Below are 17,063 nucleotides of genomic sequence, written 5' to 3'. Positions count from 1 at the left end.
GATTCGACCAAAGCGAAGGTTGGGGATGAAAGAGGACACGAAAAGCCGCAAGGCGGCGCTGGCCGCGCATCTGAAGGCGGCGGTGATGACGCTGAAACTGCGCCCCGGCGATGACTTGGACGAGGCGCAGCTGTCCGAGGCGTTCGGCTTGTCGCGCACGCCCCTGCGCGAGGTGTTCCGGCATCTGGCCGGGCAGGGCTATCTTGAACTGCGTGAAAACCGGGGCGCGCGGGTGTCGCAGATGTCCTATGCCACGTTGCGCGATTTCTTCCTGGTGGCGCCGATGATCTATGGCGCGGTGCTGCGGCTGGCGGCGCAGAACACCACAGGTGACCAGATCGACCGGTTGAAGGCGGCGCAGGCGGCTTTTCGGGAAACGCTGCGGAAGGGCTCGGCCGAAGATCGCGCGCTGGCCAACAACCAGTTCCACGAGATCACTGGCGAGATGGCGGCGAATGTGTACCTGCTGCCGTCGTTTCAGCGGCTGCTGATCGACCATGCGCGTATTGGCATGACCTTCTACCGCCCGGGTCAGGCCGGGATGGGCGAAAGCCTGGCTCTGGCCTGCGACCAGCATGACGCCATCATTGCCGCGATCGAGGCGCGCGACGAGGCGGCGGCGGGGCAGCTGGCGGCCGATCACTGGGCGCTGTCGCGCGATCAGATCGAGCTGTTCGTGACGCCGGCCGGTCTGGACCTGCCGCTGGGCTCGGTCGAACGCGGATAGAAAAACGGCCGCCCGAAGGCGGCCGTCGTGTTCGGGGGCAGGCGGTTCAGCCCAGCTGCACCAGCGCGTGCCGCTTCTTGCCCGCGCTCAGCTTGATGGGCGAGGAAAGGGCCGCTGCGTCGATCATGAGCCCCGCATCGGTCAGCGGTGCGTCGTCCAGACGGGCGCCGTTTTCGGAGATCAGGCGCTTGGCCTCTTTGCCCGATTTCGCCAGGCCCGACTTCACGATCAGCTGCACGATCGATATGCCGTCGCCCAGATCTTCGGCGGTCAGAGTCAGGGTAGGCAGGTCGCCGCCCACACCGCCCTTTTCGAACACTTCGCGCGCGGTGGCCTCGGCCTTGGCCGCGGCCTCGGGCCCGTGCAGCAGTGTCGTCACCTCGTTGGCCAGACGGATCTTGGCCTCGTTGATCTCGGACCCTTGCAGCGCGCCCATGCGGTCGCATTCGTCCACCGGAAGTTCGGTGAAGATCTTCAGGAAGCGGCCCACGTCGGCGTCAGTAGTGTTGCGCCAGAACTGCCAGAACTCGTAGGGCGACAGCATGTCGCCGTTCAGCCAGATGGCGCCGCCCTGGCTTTTGCCCATCTTGCGCCCGTCGCTGGTGGTCAGCAGGGGCGTGGTCAGGCCATAGATCTCATGATCCAGCACGCGTCGGGTCAGGTCGATGCCATTGACGATGTTGCCCCACTGGTCCGATCCACCCATCTGCAGGATGCAGCTGTAACGACGGTTCAGCTCCAGAAAGTCATAGGCCTGCAGGATCATGTAGTTGAACTCGAGGAACGACAGGGATTGCTCCCGGTCCAGCCGCGATTTCACCGATTCAAAGGATAGCATCCGGTTGACCGAGAAATGCCGCCCGATGTCCCGCAGGAAATCGAGGTAGTTCAGGTCGTCCAGCCATTCGGCATTGTTCAGCATCAGCGCGCCGGTGCCGCTGTCGTCATAAGACAGGTACTTGTCGAACACCTTCTGCATGCCGGCGATGTTGGCGTCGATTTGCTCGGGGCCCAGCAGGGGGCGTTCGTCCGAGCGGAAAGACGGATCGCCCACCTTGGTGGTGCCGCCCCCCATCAGGGTGATCGGCTTGTGCCCCAGCTTCTGGAACCAGCGCAGAACCATGATGTTCATCAGATGCCCGACATGCAGGGACTGGGCGGTGGCGTCATACCCGATATAGGCTGTCTGCACCCCGCTTGTCAGAGCATCGTCAAGGCCCTGATAATCGGTGCAATCGGCCAGAAAGCCGCGCTCGATCATCGTGGCGATGAAATCCGATTTGGGGTGATACGTCATGTCTTGCCTCGGGGTTGAATTGCGGGGCACGTTATAGGCGGCGAACGAGGGAAGGAAAAGGCCATGAATAAGGCCCGAGGCAAAGTTGGGGCAGTGCGGGCACTGGGGGCCATGTCGGGCACCTCGCTCGATGGGGTCGACGCGGCGGTGGTGGAAACCGACGGGCGGCAGATCCTGCGGTTCGGCGACAGTGCCTACCGGCCCTATACCGAGGACGAGCGCAAGCTGCTGCGCGCCGCGCTGGGAAAATGGAGCGGCCCCGAGGTGCACGCCGCCGAAGACCTGGTGACCCGCGCCCATGCCGAGTTGCTGTCGGAATTCGAGGACGTGGAGCTGATCGGCTTTCACGGCCAGACCCTTGCGCATGAGCCGCGGGGAAAGGGCACGTTGCAGGTGGGCGATGGCGAAGGGCTGGCGGTCGCGCTGGGTGTGCCCGTGGTCTGGGATTTCCGCAGCGATGACGTGGCCATGGGCGGCGAGGGCGCGCCACTGGCGCCGTTCTTCCACTTTGCCTGCGCAAAATACGTCGGGGCCACGGCGCCCGTGTGCTTTCTGAACCTGGGCGGTGTCGGCAACCTGACCTATGTGGACCCGTCCTTTGACGGACCCGAGGCACCGGGTGCGCTGTTGGCCTTTGACACCGGCCCGGCCAATGCGCCGATCGACGACCTGGTGCAGGCGCGTCTGGGTCTGCCGATGGACCGCGACGGTGCGCTGGCCCGGCAGGGCACGGTCGAGACCGGGGCGCTGGAGCTGTTTCTGGCCGAGCCCTATTTCAACCGCCTGCCGCCCAAATCTCTGGACCGCAACGATTTCGCCGAGATGATCGGCCTGGTGAAGGAATTGAGCGACGCCGACGCCGTCGCCACCCTGACGGGCATGAGCGCCGCCGGGGTGGTGCAGGGGATGGAGCATTGCCCCAAACCGCCCGCGCGGGTACTGGTCACCGGCGGCGGGCGCAGGAACCCGGTCTTGATGGAGATGCTGCGCGTGGCGCTGGACTGCCCGGTCGATCCTGTCGAAGCCGTAGGGTTGGATGGCGATATGCTCGAGGCGCAGGCTTTTGCCTATCTGGCGGTGCGTGTGGCGCGGGGAATGCCGACCTCTTGCCCGGGTACCACCGGGGTCAAGGCGTTGGTCGGCGGGGGCACGGTCAGCCGGGTGTCGCAGGGCGCACCGCGCTGAAACGCGGCGAAAAATGATCCTGCCAAGGCGCTCGGGCGTAATTGTAGCAGTAGCCACAACAACGCCGGAGATGAAGATGATCGGTTCCCTTGTCAAAAATGCGGCCGGTTGTGCCGTCGCGTTCATGCTCGCAGTGCCCGCCATGGCTGATGTGCAGGTTGAGTTCGTCGAGGGAGCGCCAAAGGACCGCTTCGTTCTTCGCAACGCCAGCGATTGCAGCCTGTCTGCTGCAACGGTGCGTCTGGATTTGTCCTCGTCGCAGGGCGGGCTGATCTTTGATGTCACTGGCGCGGGGGCAGGGGTCGAAGTGTTTCAGCCGTTTGAGATGGTTTCGGGGTCCGAGTATCTGAACGGGTTGCCTCAGGTTCAGGACGGGCAGTCGATGGTCGATCTGGACATCCGGGCCATGCCGCCCGGTGCGGAAATCGCCTTTACGATCGACGTGGATGACACGGGCGGCGGACGCGAGATCACCGTGTCGGGGGCCGAGATTCAGGGCGCGACGGTCTCTCTGGAAGGCGCGAAGAACCCGCAGCGTGGTGTCTTTTCGTCGGCGGCCCGCGCGGCTATACCGGTCGGGACCTGCTGAGCGGCAGTGCACCTGCGGATGGAACCGGCATGACAAAGACCCTGACACGTATCGCATTTCTGGTTCTGGTACTGGGAGGCGGCATACTGATCGGTACCCTGACGGGGCCGGGTGAGTGGTACGCGAACCTGAACAAACCGGTCTTCAACCCGCCGGGCTGGGTGTTCGGCCCGGTTTGGACGGTTCTGTACGTCCTGATCGCGATGGCGGGATGGCGGCAGTTCGAACGCGACCGGGGATCGCCCGCAATGCGCCTGTGGTGGGCGCAGCTGGGCCTGAACTTCCTGTGGTCGCCCGCATTCTTCGTGCTGCACCAACCTTGGCTGGCATTGGTAGTGATCCTGGCGCTTCTGGTGGTGATTGTTCTGTTCATCACACGTGTCCGCCCGGTGGATCGCGTTTCGGCATGGGCGTTCGTGCCCTATCTGGCATGGGTGGCGTTTGCGACTGTTCTGAACCTGTCGACCGCGGTCCTGAACTGACGCCGGCGGTGGTCAGAGCATCCACTCGACCGGCAGCCACCTGACGACGGCGGCAAGGCCGCGCTGGAACCGAGAGGTGTTCGGGTCGGTCTCAAAGGTCGTGGTCGTCCCGTCCTTGGTCTGCTGAACCCAGACCAGCCCACCGTCATCATCCATCTCGACGCGATAGGCAAATTCCGGCGTGTCCAGTTGCCGGGCCAGATCTGTCGCGATCGTGGGGCTCTCGATCAGCAGCCCCATCTCGGTGTTCAGCCGGGCCGAACGCGGGTCCAGATTGTATGAGCCGATGAAGATCCGTTTGCCATCCGAGCCAAACACTTTTGCATGCAGGCCCGAGGCGGAGCCTGCAAGAATTTCGGGCAGGCTGCGTTCCTTGTGCTCGTCGCGCAACGCGCGCAGCTCCAGCAACTGAACCCCGCTTGCCAGCAGGTCGTCGCGATAGGCCATGTAGGCCGCATGAACCGGCATCACATCGGTCGCATCCAGTGAGTTGGTCAGGACCCGGACTTTGACCCCGGATGACGACAACCGCTCGAGCAGCTCGGCCCCGCGGGGACCGGGAATGAAATAGGCCGAGACCAGATCGAGCGAAGTCTCCGAGCTTTCGGCAAAGGTGATGAGACGCTCGACCATGAGGTTCTCGTCCTCGACCTCTCCAAGCCCCTTGGCCGGGTCATCGACAAAAAGTTCGACCGCGCTCCATTCGAACGGCAGATCGCGGGCGGCGATGCGGTCGGCCAGCTCATTGTCGCGGATCGCCTTTTGGTATCCGGCCCCGGCCGCGGTCTGACGCGCGGCCTCGGCCAGTGCTTTCAGGCTTGGGTCGGTCGCAGCGGGCAGGAACAACGCGGCATCATAGGCCGAGCCGCTGTTCCAGTAGGCATCGAACGATGCTGCAACCTCGTCCACGATCGGACCGATCGCGATGGTATCGACATCCAGATAGTGCGTCCCGGCACCGTAGTCGAAATAGATGTCGCCGATGTTTCGGCCCCCGACAATCGTGGCCACACCGTCCACCGTCATGGACTTGTTATGCATGCGGCGGTTCAACCGGCCGAAATCGAACGCATAGGACAGCAGCTTGGGATTGCGCAGCGTGAACGGGTTGAAGATGCGGACATGGGCCGTTGGCATGGCATCCAGTTCAGCCAGAAGCGGGTCCAGCCCCGAGATGCCGTTGTCATCGACCAGAAGGCGCACGCGTACGCCCCGTTCCGCCGCCGCACGCAATTCGTCCAGCAACATCAGGCCGGTCACGTCATCCTGCCAGATGTAGTATTGGGCATCTATGGACGAGACCGCCTCACGCGCGAGAATGGCGCGGGCAGCAAATGCGGTATGCCCCTGACCAAGGGGGCGGACGCCGTCCAGTCCGGGGTTGCGCTGCATCGCCGGCTCGATGGCTTGGCCCAGCGGACCAGTCCAATCCGCGGGTTGGCGGTATGTCCGCTCCGAGAAATTGGTCTCGGGCAGCGGAAAAGCCAACCGCATCCCAAGCACGCCCAGGCCGAGGATCACAGCCACGGTCACCAAATTCTTGATCAGCCGCATCGCGCCCTCGTCTTTGCCCAATCATACACACGCGAACCTTGCCGCATCGGGCAGGGCAAGTTCAAGCATGGTTCGGCAGGGGCTTGAGGTTTAGTTCCTGGGAATGTCGAACTCCGGCGGCGCCAATTCGAACCCGTCGAACTGAAACCCCGGCGAGACGACGCAGCTGACCAGCGTGTAGTCCCCGGTGCTGCGGGCAGCCTGCCAATGCCCGGCGGGTACGATGACCTGCGGCGCGCCCGCGCTCAGGTCAGGGGACAGCATGTGATCGCTTGCCGGTCCGGTATCGGTTTCGCTGATCGACAGGATCAGCGGCGCGCCGGCGTGAAACAGCCAGATCTCGGTTGCATCGACCCGGTGCCAGTGGCTGGCCTCGTCCCGTTTCAGCAGGAAATAGATGCAAGTCGCGGTGGGGCGGCCTGTGTTGTCTGCGCGCCAGGTCTCGGCATACCAGCCGCCTTCGGGGTGGGGCTGCAGTTGCAGGTGGTCGATGATCTGGTCGGCGGTCATGGCGGGCCTTTCACGGCGATGGGATTTGGTGCTGGCAATACTGCGCACAGATCATATGTTTGCGCCATGACCCTGACGATCCCCTTCGACAATTCCTATGCCCGGCTGCCCGGCGCCTTTTATGCGCGCCAGTCGCCCGAACCCGTGCGCGCGCCGCGGCTGGTGGCCTTCAATGACGATCTGGCGCGGGTGCTGGGCATCTCGCCCGGTGACGCGCAGGACATGGCCGAGGTTTTTGCGGGCAATACGCTGCCGGACGGGGCCGAGCCGCTGGCGCAGCTGTATTCAGGCCACCAGTTCGGCAATTACAACCCGCAGCTGGGCGATGGGCGCGCGGTGCTGCTGGGCGAGGTGGTGGGCACGGACGGGATCCGCCGCGACATTCAGCTCAAGGGCTCGGGGCGCACGCCGTTTTCGCGGCAGGGGGACGGGCGGGCCTGGCTGGGGCCGGTTCTGCGCGAATATGTCGTGTCCGAGGCGATGCATGCGCTGGGCATTCCCACCACGCGGGCGCTGGCGGCGGTGGAAACCGGTGAGGTCGTGCTGCGCGAGGGCCCGATGCCCGGCGCGGTACTGACCCGCGTGGCGCAAAGCCATCTGCGGGTGGGTACGTTCCAGGTGTTCGCCGCACGCGGCCAGATCGCCGACCTGCAGCGGCTGACCGACTATGCCATCGCGCGCCACTACCCGGACGCCGTCGGGCCGATGGGCCTGCTGCGCGCCGTGCGTGACGCGCAGGCCGCGCTGATCGCGCAGTGGATGGCGGTGGGCTTCATCCACGGGGTGATGAACACCGATAACTGCGCCATTTCGGGCGAAACCATCGACTATGGCCCCTGCGCCTTCATGGACAGCTATCATCCGAACACCGTCTACAGTTCGATCGACCGGATGGGGCGCTATGCCTATTCCAACCAGCCCGAGATCTCGGTGTGGAACCTGGCGCAGCTGGCGACGGCGCTGATCCAGCAGATCGAGGACAAGCAGGCTGCCGTGGAAGAGGCGACCGAGATCGTGCACGCCATGCCCGATTTGATGCAGCAGCACTGGCTGCGCCGGTTCCGGACCAAGATCGGCCTGACCACCGAGGAGGATGGCGACCTTGCACTGATCTCGGACCTGCTGACGCGGATGGCGCAGAATCAGGCCGATTTCACCAATACCTTCCGCGCGCTGGGCAGCGATGCGGCGCGGGACCAGTTCACCGATCCGGCGGCTTTTGACGGCTGGGCCGAGGGGTGGCGCGCGCGGCTGACGCGCGAGGCGGACCCGGCCGCGGTGATGCACGCGGCCAACCCGGCCTTCATCCCGCGCAACCACCGGGTCGAGCAGATGATCCAGGCCGCCGTTCAGGGCGACTATGGCCCGTTCCACCGGCTGAACGCAGTGTTGGCCCGGCCCTATGACGACCAGCCCGACGCCGCCGACCTGAGGCGCCCGCCCACGCAGGACGAGGTGGTGCATGCCACCTTTTGCGGCACCTGAGCGGGTTTCGGCAACTGTGCTGAACTATCGGCTTGCGTCCGGGCGCGATCCTGCGAATCCTGACGGGGTACAACCGTAGAAAACCGATGACCACTTTGCCCAAGCTGCGCCTTGCCAGCTACAACATCCAGAAATGCGTCGGACTGGACCTGCGACGCCAGCCGCAGCGCATCCTGCAGGTGCTGGACCGGCTGGGCGCCGATATCGTGGTGCTTCAAGAGGCCGACAAACGCCTGCCGCCGCGCCCGGCGGCGCTGCCGCATTTCATGTTGGACGAGGCCGGGTGGAAGATCGTCGATCTGGGCGGTGCGGGCAGTCTGGGCTGGCATGGCAACGCGGTGATCTGGCGGGGAGACCACATTCAGGTGCGCCGCGCCGCGCATCACGATCTGCCGGGGCTGGAGCCGCGCGGGGCGGTCCGGGTCGAGTTCGACACCCATATCGGACCTTTGCGGGTGATGGGGATGCATCTGGGGCTGTTCTCGGCCTGGCGCCGTCAGCAGATCATCCACCTACGGCAGGACGGCCGCGCGCTGGACCGGATGCCAACCGTCTGGGCAGGGGATTTCAACGAATGGTCGCGTCAGCCGATCCTTGACCGCCTGGCTCCCGACATGCGGTTCCTGCCGCCTGTGCCTAGCTTTCCCGCCGCGCAGCCTCTGGGCGCGCTGGACCGGATCGCGCTGGGCGGCGGGCTCGAGGCGCTGGCCCACGGCGTGCATGGGGAACGGCCCGCGCATATCGCATCGGACCACCTGCCGGTCTGGGCCGATCTGCGGCTTGCGGGCTAGGGCGCAGCGGGCGCAAATCACAGTGGCGAAATCCGCGTGGACGTACTAAGACAGAAACCCGAACGGATTCTGGGGGATGACATGGCGGACACGATCATCGCGCGTTGCGAAGCCAAAGGCCTGCGCATGACCGGCCAGCGTCGAACCATCGCGCAGGTACTGCAGGACAGTGATGATCATCCCGATGTCGAGGAATTGTACGCACGCGCCTCGGCGTTGGATGCGGGCATTTCGATCGCAACCGTCTATCGCACCGTCAAACTTTTCGAGGAGGCCGGCATTCTCGAACGTCTGGAATTCGGCGATGGGCGCGCGCGCTATGAGGACGCCGAACGCGACCACCACGATCACCTGATCGACATGAACTCGGGCGAGGTGATTGAGTTCGTGGACCCCGAGATCGAAGCCCTGCAGGAAAAGATCGCCTCGAAGCTGGGCTATCGCCTGAAAGGTCATCGGCTGGAATTGTACGGAGTTCCGCTGGATAAGGACTGATCCGGTCGGGACACATCACCAAAAGCGATTGGTCATCTAAAATCTATTCATGATTCCAAGCCCTCTTCGCGCTTGCCACGGCGGCGCGATCCGGGTCTTCTGCGTTGCGACGCGGCAATTTGGCCGTCCGAAATCAATAGGCAATGACATGAACAACGCGAACGGCATCCTGCTGGTCATCGGCGCTATGGCCGCCTTCACGCTTGAGGACATGTTCATCAAGCATCTGTCGGTCACCGTGCCGACCGGTCAGGTCATGATCGTGCTGGGGCTGTTCTGCGCACTTGTCTTTGCCGCCATGGCCATCGTGACACGCAAACCGATCTTTGACGCGGCGGCCTGGCAACCGCTGTTCGTGATCCGCGCGTGCACCGAGGCGGTCGGGGCGCTGAGTTTTGTTACCGCCTTGTCTCTGGTCGACCTGTCGACCGTTGCGGCCGTGTTCCAGGCGATGCCGCTGGTGGTCACGATGGGGGCCGCTCTCTTCCTGCGCGAACAGGTCGGCTGGCGCCGTTGGAGCGCAATCGGTGTCGGGTTCATCGGCGTTCTGATGATCATCCGCCCCGGTCTGGACGGGTTTCGGCCCGAGGCTCTGTTCGTGGTGGCCAGCGTCATTGCGATCGCCGCGCGGGATCTGATCACCCGTCGGCTGGATGCGCGAGTGGCCTCGGCCGTGGTGGCGCTGCAGGCCTATGCAGCGGTCGCGATTGCCGGCTGCGTGCTGATGCTGACCTCGGCGCAGCCTCTGGCGCCGCTGCAGATGGCGCAGATCGGACCCTATGTCGGTGCCGTTGGTTTTGGTGTTCTAGGCTATCTGGGGATCGTGACCGCAATGCGCGTGGGCGAGGCCTCGGCCCTGACGCCGTTCCGCTATACGCGGCTGCTGTTTTCGATCCTGGCGGGGATGTGGATGTTCGGCGAACGCCCGGACCTGATGACCATGATCGGCGCGTCGCTGATCATCGGGTCGGGCATGTACACGTTCATCCGCGAACGGCGCATTGCGCGGGCCATGGCCCCGGCGGTCTGCTGACCTGTTGGCGCAAACACGCCGCTGTTGGCGCTAAAGGCCGGAAAATATGCGTGTTAGCGATAACGGACCCGGTTTACTTTTCCCCGCGTGCTGGTATGAGGCATGCAACCGAACGCATTCTCAGGGACCGGTATCATGAGCACCATCATCGACATCCACGCACGCGAAATCCTGGACAGCCGGGGCAACCCCACCGTCGAGGTGGACGTGGTTCTGGAAGACGGCACCATGGGCCGGGCGGCCGTGCCTTCGGGCGCATCGACCGGCGCATATGAGGCGGTGGAAAAGCGCGATGGCGACACGTCCCGTTACATGGGCAAGGGCGTGCTCGAAGCCGTGGCCGCCGTGAACGGCGAGATCGCCGAAGAGCTGGTGGGCTTTGACGCGACCGAGCAGGTGGCGATCGACGCCGCGATGATCGAGCTGGACGGCACACCCAACAAGGGCCGTCTGGGTGCGAACGCAATTCTGGGCGTGTCGCTCGCGGTGGCCAAGGCGGCGGCGGATTTCACCACCCAGCCGCTCTATCGCTATGTGGGCGGAACCTCGGCGCGGGTTCTGCCGGTGCCGATGATGAACATCATCAATGGCGGCGAACATGCCGACAACCCGATCGACATCCAGGAATTCATGATCATGCCCGTGGCCGCCAGCAACATCCGCGAGGCGGTGCGCATGGGTTCGGAAGTGTTCCACACTCTGAAAAAGGAACTATCGGCCGCCGGGCTGGCCACCGGTGTCGGCGACGAGGGCGGGTTTGCCCCCAACATCGCCTCGACCCGCGAGGTGCTGGATTTCATCCTCAAGTCGATCGAGAAGGCAGGCTACAAGCCGGGTGACGAGATCTACCTGGCGCTGGATTGCGCCGCGACCGAATATTTCAAGGACGGAAAGTACGTTCTGGCGGGCGAGGGCAAGACGCTCACCAGCGACGAGAACGTGGCCTATCTGGCGGCGCTGGTGAACGACTATCCGATCATCTCGATCGAGGACGGCATGTCCGAGGATGACTGGGACGGCTGGAAGGCGCTGACCGACGAGTTGGGCGGCAAGGTGCAACTGGTGGGTGACGACCTGTTCGTGACCAACCCGGCGCGACTGGCGGAGGGTATCGAAAAAGGCTGCGCCAACTCGATGCTGGTCAAGGTGAACCAGATCGGTTCGCTGACCGAGACCCTGCGCGCCGTGGATATGGCGCACCGGGCCGGCTATACCAACGTGATGTCGCACCGCTCGGGCGAGACCGAGGACGCCACCATCGCCGATCTGGCCGTGGCGACCAACTGCGGTCAGATCAAGACCGGCTCGCTGGCGCGGTCGGACCGGCTGGCCAAGTACAACCAGCTGATCCGCCTCGAGGAAACGCTGGGCGAGGTCGCGGTATACGCGGGGCGTTCGATCCTTCGCAAGTAAGCCGCAAGCTGTTAGGCTGATCCCCGACATTGACCGGGGGTCCGTCATGCTAAGTATCGTTGAACCTAAAACGCCGGACCAGTTCGATGCTGTCCGGCGTTTGTGTTGGGATTATCACGCCTATTTGCTGACGTTGGATGAACGATCGCGGCAGGTCGTGAACACGTTCTATCCACCCGAGAAATATGCGGCTGTTCTGTCCGCCATCGAAGTCGAGCATATGCCTCCCAAGGGCGGGACCCGGCTGGCGATGCTGGACGGGCTGGCGGTCGGCTGCGGGATGTTTCAGACGATCGGTCCGGGTATCGCCGAGATCAAGCGCGTGTTCGTGACCGATGACGCTCGGGGCACGGGTGCGGGGTGTGCGATCATGCAGGCGCTGATCGCTCAGTGCCGCAAGGACGGGTTTGAGTTGATCCGGATGGACACCGGGAAACCGCTGGAAGCGGCGACTCGGCTGTATCTGTCTCTGGGGTTCAAGCTGCGCGATGCCTATTCGGATATTCCTGAAATCGCCCAGGGTCAGCTGTTATTCTTCGAAATGTCGCTGACGGGCGACGCCGCCGAACCCGATGGAATTGCAGGGTAATCTCCCTTAAACCCAGAGTTCGGGGCAGGCAGGGAGAAAAAATGCAAACATAAATGTGATTATGTGTGAACTTGTTCCTACAAGTGTGACGGTGTCGGGCGTAGCTTGACGGTACAGCAGAAAAGGAGAACGTGATGTCCGCTTCAAGAATCCTTCTCATTATTTCCGTGCTTTCCGTCGGGGTTCTGGCGGCCTGCGCAGGTCCTGACACTTACCCGATCACCGGCGAGCCGGTGTCGCAGAACGATCCGGTGCAAGAAATGTACTACAATCCCGGGCTGATCTTCCGCGGTGAATCACGCTAGAGCTTTTTGCTCATCAACATGTAACGGTCGCGCGGTTTGAAACCGGTCCGAAGGTAGAGTTTCTGCGCGGCCTCGTTGGTTCGATCCACTTCCAGATGCAGGGCCGTCAGGCCGGCACCCGCCAGCGCTTTGGGCAAGTCCAATAAAACCTCGGTGGCGATTCCGCGGCCGCGAATGGCCGGCCGGATGTAGATTTCGTCCACGAACCCGTCCATCCCCCCGAACTCGACCGACCAACCAAAGGTCAGGATGATATAGCCCAGCGGCGCGCGCGACGGGCCGATCAGATAGATACAGCCGTGCGGGATGCCTTCCAGCAGAGGCATCAGCGCATCGCGCCTTTGGTCGGGGTCCTGCTGGATCCCGGCCTCAGCGTGAAAGGCGGCGACCAGGCCCATCAGGCGATCAAGGTCCTCGGGGCGGGCAAGGCGCAGAGCGGCGCTCATAGCCGCGCCAGCCGTTCGGTCAGCAGGGCAAAGAACCCGTCGGCATCCACGTCGCCGATGAACAGCGCATTGGGCGTGCGGTCGGTGACGCCCCACCAATCAGCGACCGTCATCCCAAGGGTCAGGTCCGACCGGGTTTCGATCTCGACATTGACGTGACGGCCCGAGAACAGCTCGGGGCGGATCAGATAGGCGGTCACGCAGGGATCGTGCAGTGGTGCGCCTTCGCTGCCGTATTTTTCCTTGTCGAAACGTTCAAAGAAGTCAGTCATTTCGGCCACGGCGATGCCGACCTTGGTGCCAAGAGCACGGAACGCGTCGTTGCGCGGTTTGGTGACCAGCGCCTTGTGCGTCACGTCCAGCGGCATCACCACGATCGGAACGCCGGATTTGAACACGATATCAGCGGCCTCGGGGTCGACATGGATGTTGAATTCAGCGGTGGGCGTGATGTTTCCGACTTCGAAGTAAGCGCCACCCATCAGCACGATTTCCTGCACGCGTTCAACAATGTCGGGCGCCTTCTGAAAGGCCGTGGCGATGTTGGTCAGCGGCCCCAGCGGGCAGAGTGTTACGGTGCCGGGATCCTGCGCGCGCAGAGTGTCGATGATGAAATCGACGCCATGCCCCTCGGCCAACGGCATCTGCGGGTCAGGCAGGACGGGGCCGTCCAGCCCGGTCTTGCCATGCACGTGCTCGGCGGTGATCAGCGGGCGTTTCAGCGGTCGATCGCAGCCCGCATGGACCGGAATATCGGTGCGACCGGCCAGTTCGCAGACGATGCGCGCATTCTTGGCGGTCAGCTCCAGCGGCACGTTGCCCGCGACGGCGGTGATGCCCAGAACCTCGATCTCGTCGGGGCTGGCCAGGGCCAGCAGGATGGCGACGGCGTCGTCCTGTCCGGGGTCGGTGTCGATGATGATCTTGCGCGCGGTCATGGGGCCTCCGGGGTCTTGAAGGGCGGAGACTGTCAATCCGCGCGCCGCTTGTCCAGCGGTTTCAGGCCCCTGTTCCGGTGACCACCGGCGGGAGTTTGCCATTTGCCCGGTGTTCTTCGGTTTTCACCGTGTCCCATAGGGCGTCCATCTCTTCCAGCGTGCTGTTTGACGGCGTCTTGCCACGAGCGGCCAGCCGGGCTTCGACCTGTTCGAACCGGCGGGTGAACTTGGCGTTGGTGCGGCGCAGCGCGGCCTCGGGCTCGATGCCCATATGGCGGCCGAGATTGACGATCACGAACAGCAGGTCGCCGAACTCGTCCTCGAGCGCGTCGGCGTCCATCTTGTCGCGCGCCTCGGCCAGTTCGGCGGCCTCTTCGGTGATCTTGTCCAGAACATGGCTGACATCGGGCCAGTCAAACCCCACCCGCGCGGCTCGTTTCTGCAGCTTGTAGGCGCGCAGCAGGGCGGGCAAGTTGGCGGCGACACCGTCCAGCGCGCCCTTTTGTTCCTTGCCCGCGCGCTCGGCGGCCTTGATCGCCTCCCAGTCGCGGGTCTGTTGTTCGGCAGACTTGTCGCGGGATTCGTCGCCGAAAACATGCGGGTGGCGGGCCACCATCTTGTCGGACATGGTGCGCACCACGTCCTGAAAGGTGAAATGCCCGGCCTCTTCGGCCATCTGCGCGTGAAAGACCGACTGGAACAGCAGGTCGCCCAGCTCGCCCTTGAGCTCGTCCCAGGCCTGGCGTTCGATGGCGTCGGCGACCTCATAGGCCTCTTCGATCGTGTAGGGGGCGATGGTGGCGAAATCCTGTTCGATGTCCCACGGGCAGCCGGTTACCGGGTCGCGCAGGCGGCGCATGATCTCCAGCAGCCGCTCGATTCCGGCGTCGGTATCGTGGATCAGTGGATTTTCAGCCATTGCGAAGCCCCTTGTTCCGGTGTCAGATGCATCCATCCCGCAGCTTGGATCAGGAGTCCACCCCCGATGCCCGTCGTCAACCGCATTGCCGATTACGCCGCCGACATGGCCGAATGGCGCCAGCACCTGCACACGATCCCGGAACTGGAGTTCGACTGCCACCAGACCGCAGCCTTCGTGGCCGAGCGGTTGCGTGAATTCGGCGTGGACGAATTGCACGAAGGGATCGCGCAGACAGGGATCGTGGCGATCATCACCGGGCAGGGCGATGGCCCCACGATCGGGCTGCGCGCCGACATGGATGCGCTGCCGATCGCTGAAGAAACGGGTGTGGACTATGCCTCGAAGACACCGGGCATGATGCATGCTTGCGGGCATGACGGGCACACCACTATGCTGCTGGGCGCGGCGCGGTACCTGGCCGAGACGCGGAATTTCCGGGGCCGGGTGGCGTTGCTGTTCCAACCCGCCGAGGAAGAGGGCGGCGGCGCCGACATCATGGTCAAAGAGGGTGTGATGGACCGGTTCGACATCGCTCAGGTCTATGCCCTGCACAACGCGCCGGGCTTTGCCGAGGGCGCATTCTATACTACGCCCGGGCCGATCATGGCGGCGGTCGATACGTTCGACATCCACATTCAGGGCGTCGGTGGCCACGGTGCCATGCCGCACGAGACGCGCGACCCGGTCATGGCCGCCTGCGGAATCGCCCAGGCGATCCAGACCATCGTCAGCCGCAACCACTATGCGCTGGACGATCTGGTGATCTCGGTCACCCAGATCCACACCGGGACCGTGAACAATGTGATCCCCGACACCGCCTATCTGAACGGCACCGTCCGCACTTTCGATCCGGCGGTGCAGCAGATGGTGATGACTCGTCTTGAAGAAATCGTGCAGGGGCAGGCGGCATCCTACGGGGTCACGGCGACTCTGGACTATGTCGTGGGCTATCCGGCCACGGTCAACGATGCGGACAAGACCGGTTTCGCCGCCGAGGTTGCGCGCGAGGTCTCGGGCGCCGATCGGGTGATCGCCGAAGCCGGGCGCGAGATGGGGGCCGAAGACTTCTCGTACATGCTGCAGGAACGTCCGGGCGCCTATCTGTTCCTGGGGCAGGGCGACGGGCCGGGGTTGCACCACCCCAAGTACAATTTCAACGACGAGATCGCACCGGTGGGTGCCTCGTTCTTTGCGCGCATCGTCGAAAAGGCGCAGCCGTTGACCTGACGGTCCGGTCGATATCAGGAAGGAAACGGGCCAAAATGGCATTGGAAGACGCGAAAAATCAGGTCGATGAGGCCTTTACCAACCCCGACCTGAAGGGGTTGAGCTTTGAAAACACCTTTGGCGGGGCCACGTCCTTTCTGCGGCGGCTGTACACCAAGGACCTGACCGGCGCCGATATCGCGGTGACCGGCGTGCCGTTCGATCAGGCGGTGACCAACCGCCCCGGCACCCGTCTGGGCCCGCGCGCGATCCGCGAGGCCAGCGCGCTGCAATCGCCCGATGCGCCTTATGGCTGGCCCTTCGATGCGCTCAGCGAGCTGGCGATCATCGACTATGGCGACATGGCCTATGACTATGCCAACATCCCGGCCTTTCCCGACACGCTGACCGATCATATCCGCACCATTCTGGCGGCGGATGTGGCCTCGGTCACGCTGGGGGGCGACCACTATATCAGCTTTCCGATCCTCAAGGCCTATGCCGAGAAATACGGCCCGATGTCGCTGTTGCAGTTCGACGCCCATACCGACACCTGGGCCGATGACGACATGAGCCGGGTGGACCACGGCACCATGTTCTACAAGGCGGTGAAGTCGGGAATCGTGGACCCGAAACGCTCGGTTCAGGTGGGGATCCGCACCACCAACGAGGACACGCTGGGCGTCAACATCATCGACGCGCGCGAGGTCTATGAATCCGGCCCCGCCGCCGTGGCGCAGAAGATCAAAGGCATTTTGGGCGACAGTCCTGTCTATCTGAGCTTTGATATCGACGGGCTGGACCCGGCCTTTGCCCCCGGCACCGGCACGCCGGTCTGGGGTGGGCTCAGCTCGATCCAGGCGCAGATCATCCTGCGCGACATCGCCGGGATCAACATCAAGGGCGGCGACGTGGTCGAGGTGTCTCCGCCGTATGATACGTCCGGTGCAACGGCGATCGCGGGGGCGCATGTGGCGACCCAGATCATCTGCCTGCTGGGATGGACCAAGCTGGCGAAAGATGGGCGGCTTTAACCATTGGTTAGCCATGGTTTTGCTATGGCCGGTATCAGGTGAACCAACGGGACAGGGGGCGC

General features: G+C 63.9%; 19 protein-coding genes. 13 read left to right on the top strand and 6 right to left on the bottom strand.

Annotation, left to right across the window (positions count from 1 at the left end; genetic code table 11):
• Nucleotides 1–25: 25 nt before the first annotated feature.
• Nucleotides 26–727 carry a GntR family transcriptional regulator gene (locus ACR0MM_RS03980; protein ID WP_480694543.1) on the top strand — a complete coding sequence of 234 codons (702 nt, stop codon included), beginning with the start codon at nt 26–28 and terminating at the stop codon, nt 725–727.
• A gap of 46 nt (nt 728–773) precedes the next feature.
• Here ACR0MM_RS03980 and tyrS read toward each other — a convergent pair whose 3' ends face one another.
• Nucleotides 774–2,024, bottom strand: coding sequence for a tyrosine--tRNA ligase (gene tyrS, locus ACR0MM_RS03975; RefSeq protein ID WP_170372403.1), 1,251 nt, complete (start codon nt 2,022–2,024; stop codon nt 774–776).
• A gap of 63 nt (nt 2,025–2,087) precedes the next feature.
• Here tyrS and ACR0MM_RS03970 point away from each other — a divergent pair, with 63 nt between their 5' ends.
• The 3 genes from ACR0MM_RS03970 to ACR0MM_RS03960 all read left to right on the top strand — a co-directional run bounded on the left by ACR0MM_RS03970 (nt 2,088) and on the right by ACR0MM_RS03960 (nt 4,280).
• Nucleotides 2,088–3,209 (top strand): anhydro-N-acetylmuramic acid kinase, encoded by a 1,122-nt coding sequence (locus ACR0MM_RS03970; RefSeq protein ID WP_170446409.1) that lies wholly within the window; start codon nt 2,088–2,090, stop codon nt 3,207–3,209.
• Between the two features lie 76 nt (nt 3,210–3,285).
• Nucleotides 3,286–3,798 (top strand): aggregation factor core, encoded by a 513-nt coding sequence (locus tag ACR0MM_RS03965; RefSeq protein WP_170446407.1) that lies wholly within the window; start codon nt 3,286–3,288, stop codon nt 3,796–3,798.
• Nucleotides 3,799–3,827: 29 nt separating this feature from the next.
• Nucleotides 3,828–4,280 (top strand): TspO/MBR family protein, encoded by a 453-nt coding sequence (locus ACR0MM_RS03960; protein ID WP_480694541.1) that lies wholly within the window; start codon nt 3,828–3,830, stop codon nt 4,278–4,280.
• A gap of 12 nt (nt 4,281–4,292) precedes the next feature.
• On the opposite strand, the gene ACR0MM_RS03955 is transcribed toward ACR0MM_RS03960, so the two are convergent.
• Nucleotides 4,293–5,834: a phospholipase D family protein gene (locus ACR0MM_RS03955; RefSeq protein WP_480694539.1), complete on the bottom strand. Its 1,542-nt coding sequence runs from the start codon at nt 5,832–5,834 to the stop codon at nt 4,293–4,295.
• Nucleotides 5,835–5,924: 90 nt separating this feature from the next.
• Complete coding sequence (locus tag ACR0MM_RS03950; protein WP_170358910.1) at nt 5,925–6,344, bottom strand: cupin domain-containing protein; 420 nt, start codon at nt 6,342–6,344, stop codon at nt 5,925–5,927.
• A gap of 66 nt (nt 6,345–6,410) precedes the next feature.
• Here ACR0MM_RS03950 and ACR0MM_RS03945 point away from each other — a divergent pair, with 66 nt between their 5' ends.
• From ACR0MM_RS03945 to ACR0MM_RS03915, 7 genes are all read left to right on the top strand, one after another.
• A complete protein-coding gene (locus tag ACR0MM_RS03945) occupies nt 6,411–7,829 on the top strand; it encodes a protein adenylyltransferase SelO (protein WP_480694537.1) in 1,419 nt (472 codons plus the stop codon).
• 86 nt (nt 7,830–7,915) lie between these two features.
• A complete protein-coding gene (locus ACR0MM_RS03940; RefSeq protein WP_170363302.1) occupies nt 7,916–8,620 on the top strand; it encodes an endonuclease/exonuclease/phosphatase family protein in 705 nt (234 codons plus the stop codon).
• An 81-nt stretch (nt 8,621–8,701) separates the two neighbouring features.
• A complete protein-coding gene (locus ACR0MM_RS03935) occupies nt 8,702–9,115 on the top strand; it encodes a Fur family transcriptional regulator (protein WP_093962302.1) in 414 nt (137 codons plus the stop codon).
• Nucleotides 9,116–9,263: 148 nt separating this feature from the next.
• Nucleotides 9,264–10,148: a DMT family transporter gene (locus tag ACR0MM_RS03930; protein ID WP_480694535.1), complete on the top strand. Its 885-nt coding sequence runs from the start codon at nt 9,264–9,266 to the stop codon at nt 10,146–10,148.
• 135 nt (nt 10,149–10,283) lie between these two features.
• On the top strand, nt 10,284–11,561 hold the full coding sequence (gene eno, locus ACR0MM_RS03925) for a phosphopyruvate hydratase (protein ID WP_480694533.1): 1,278 nt from the start codon (nt 10,284–10,286) through the stop codon (nt 11,559–11,561).
• Nucleotides 11,562–11,607: 46 nt separating this feature from the next.
• A complete protein-coding gene (locus ACR0MM_RS03920) occupies nt 11,608–12,150 on the top strand; it encodes a GNAT family N-acetyltransferase (RefSeq protein WP_480694531.1) in 543 nt (180 codons plus the stop codon).
• 134 nt (nt 12,151–12,284) lie between these two features.
• Nucleotides 12,285–12,455, top strand: a complete 171-nt coding sequence (locus tag ACR0MM_RS03915; protein WP_170449771.1) for a hypothetical protein — start codon at nt 12,285–12,287, stop codon at nt 12,453–12,455.
• On the opposite strand, the gene ACR0MM_RS03910 is transcribed toward ACR0MM_RS03915, so the two are convergent.
• The 3 genes from ACR0MM_RS03910 to mazG form a co-directional block, all read right to left on the bottom strand.
• Nucleotides 12,452–12,901, bottom strand: a complete 450-nt coding sequence (locus tag ACR0MM_RS03910) for a GNAT family N-acetyltransferase (protein ID WP_480694529.1) — start codon at nt 12,899–12,901, stop codon at nt 12,452–12,454. The genes ACR0MM_RS03915 and ACR0MM_RS03910 overlap by 4 nt on opposite strands.
• Nucleotides 12,898–13,839, bottom strand: a complete 942-nt coding sequence (locus tag ACR0MM_RS03905; RefSeq protein WP_480694527.1) for a nucleoside hydrolase — start codon at nt 13,837–13,839, stop codon at nt 12,898–12,900. Before ACR0MM_RS03905 ends, ACR0MM_RS03910 begins: the two co-directional genes overlap by 4 nt.
• A gap of 61 nt (nt 13,840–13,900) precedes the next feature.
• Nucleotides 13,901–14,758, bottom strand: coding sequence for a nucleoside triphosphate pyrophosphohydrolase (gene mazG, locus ACR0MM_RS03900; RefSeq protein ID WP_480694525.1), 858 nt, complete (start codon nt 14,756–14,758; stop codon nt 13,901–13,903).
• Nucleotides 14,759–14,824: 66 nt separating this feature from the next.
• Here mazG and ACR0MM_RS03895 point away from each other — a divergent pair, with 66 nt between their 5' ends.
• Nucleotides 14,825–15,988 carry a M20 aminoacylase family protein gene (locus tag ACR0MM_RS03895; RefSeq protein ID WP_480694523.1) on the top strand — a complete coding sequence of 388 codons (1,164 nt, stop codon included), beginning with the start codon at nt 14,825–14,827 and terminating at the stop codon, nt 15,986–15,988.
• 35 nt (nt 15,989–16,023) lie between these two features.
• The gene (speB, locus tag ACR0MM_RS03890; protein ID WP_480694521.1) at nt 16,024–17,001 is read left to right on the top strand and encodes an agmatinase; all 978 of its coding nucleotides are present in this window, start codon (nt 16,024–16,026) and stop codon (nt 16,999–17,001) included.
• The last annotated feature ends 62 nt before the right edge of the window (nt 17,002–17,063 follow it).

Source organism: Ruegeria sp. BC6 (assembly GCF_056539185.1).
The sequence above is the reverse complement of the archived record's forward strand: the minus strand, read 5'-3'. Positions and strand labels throughout refer to the sequence as shown.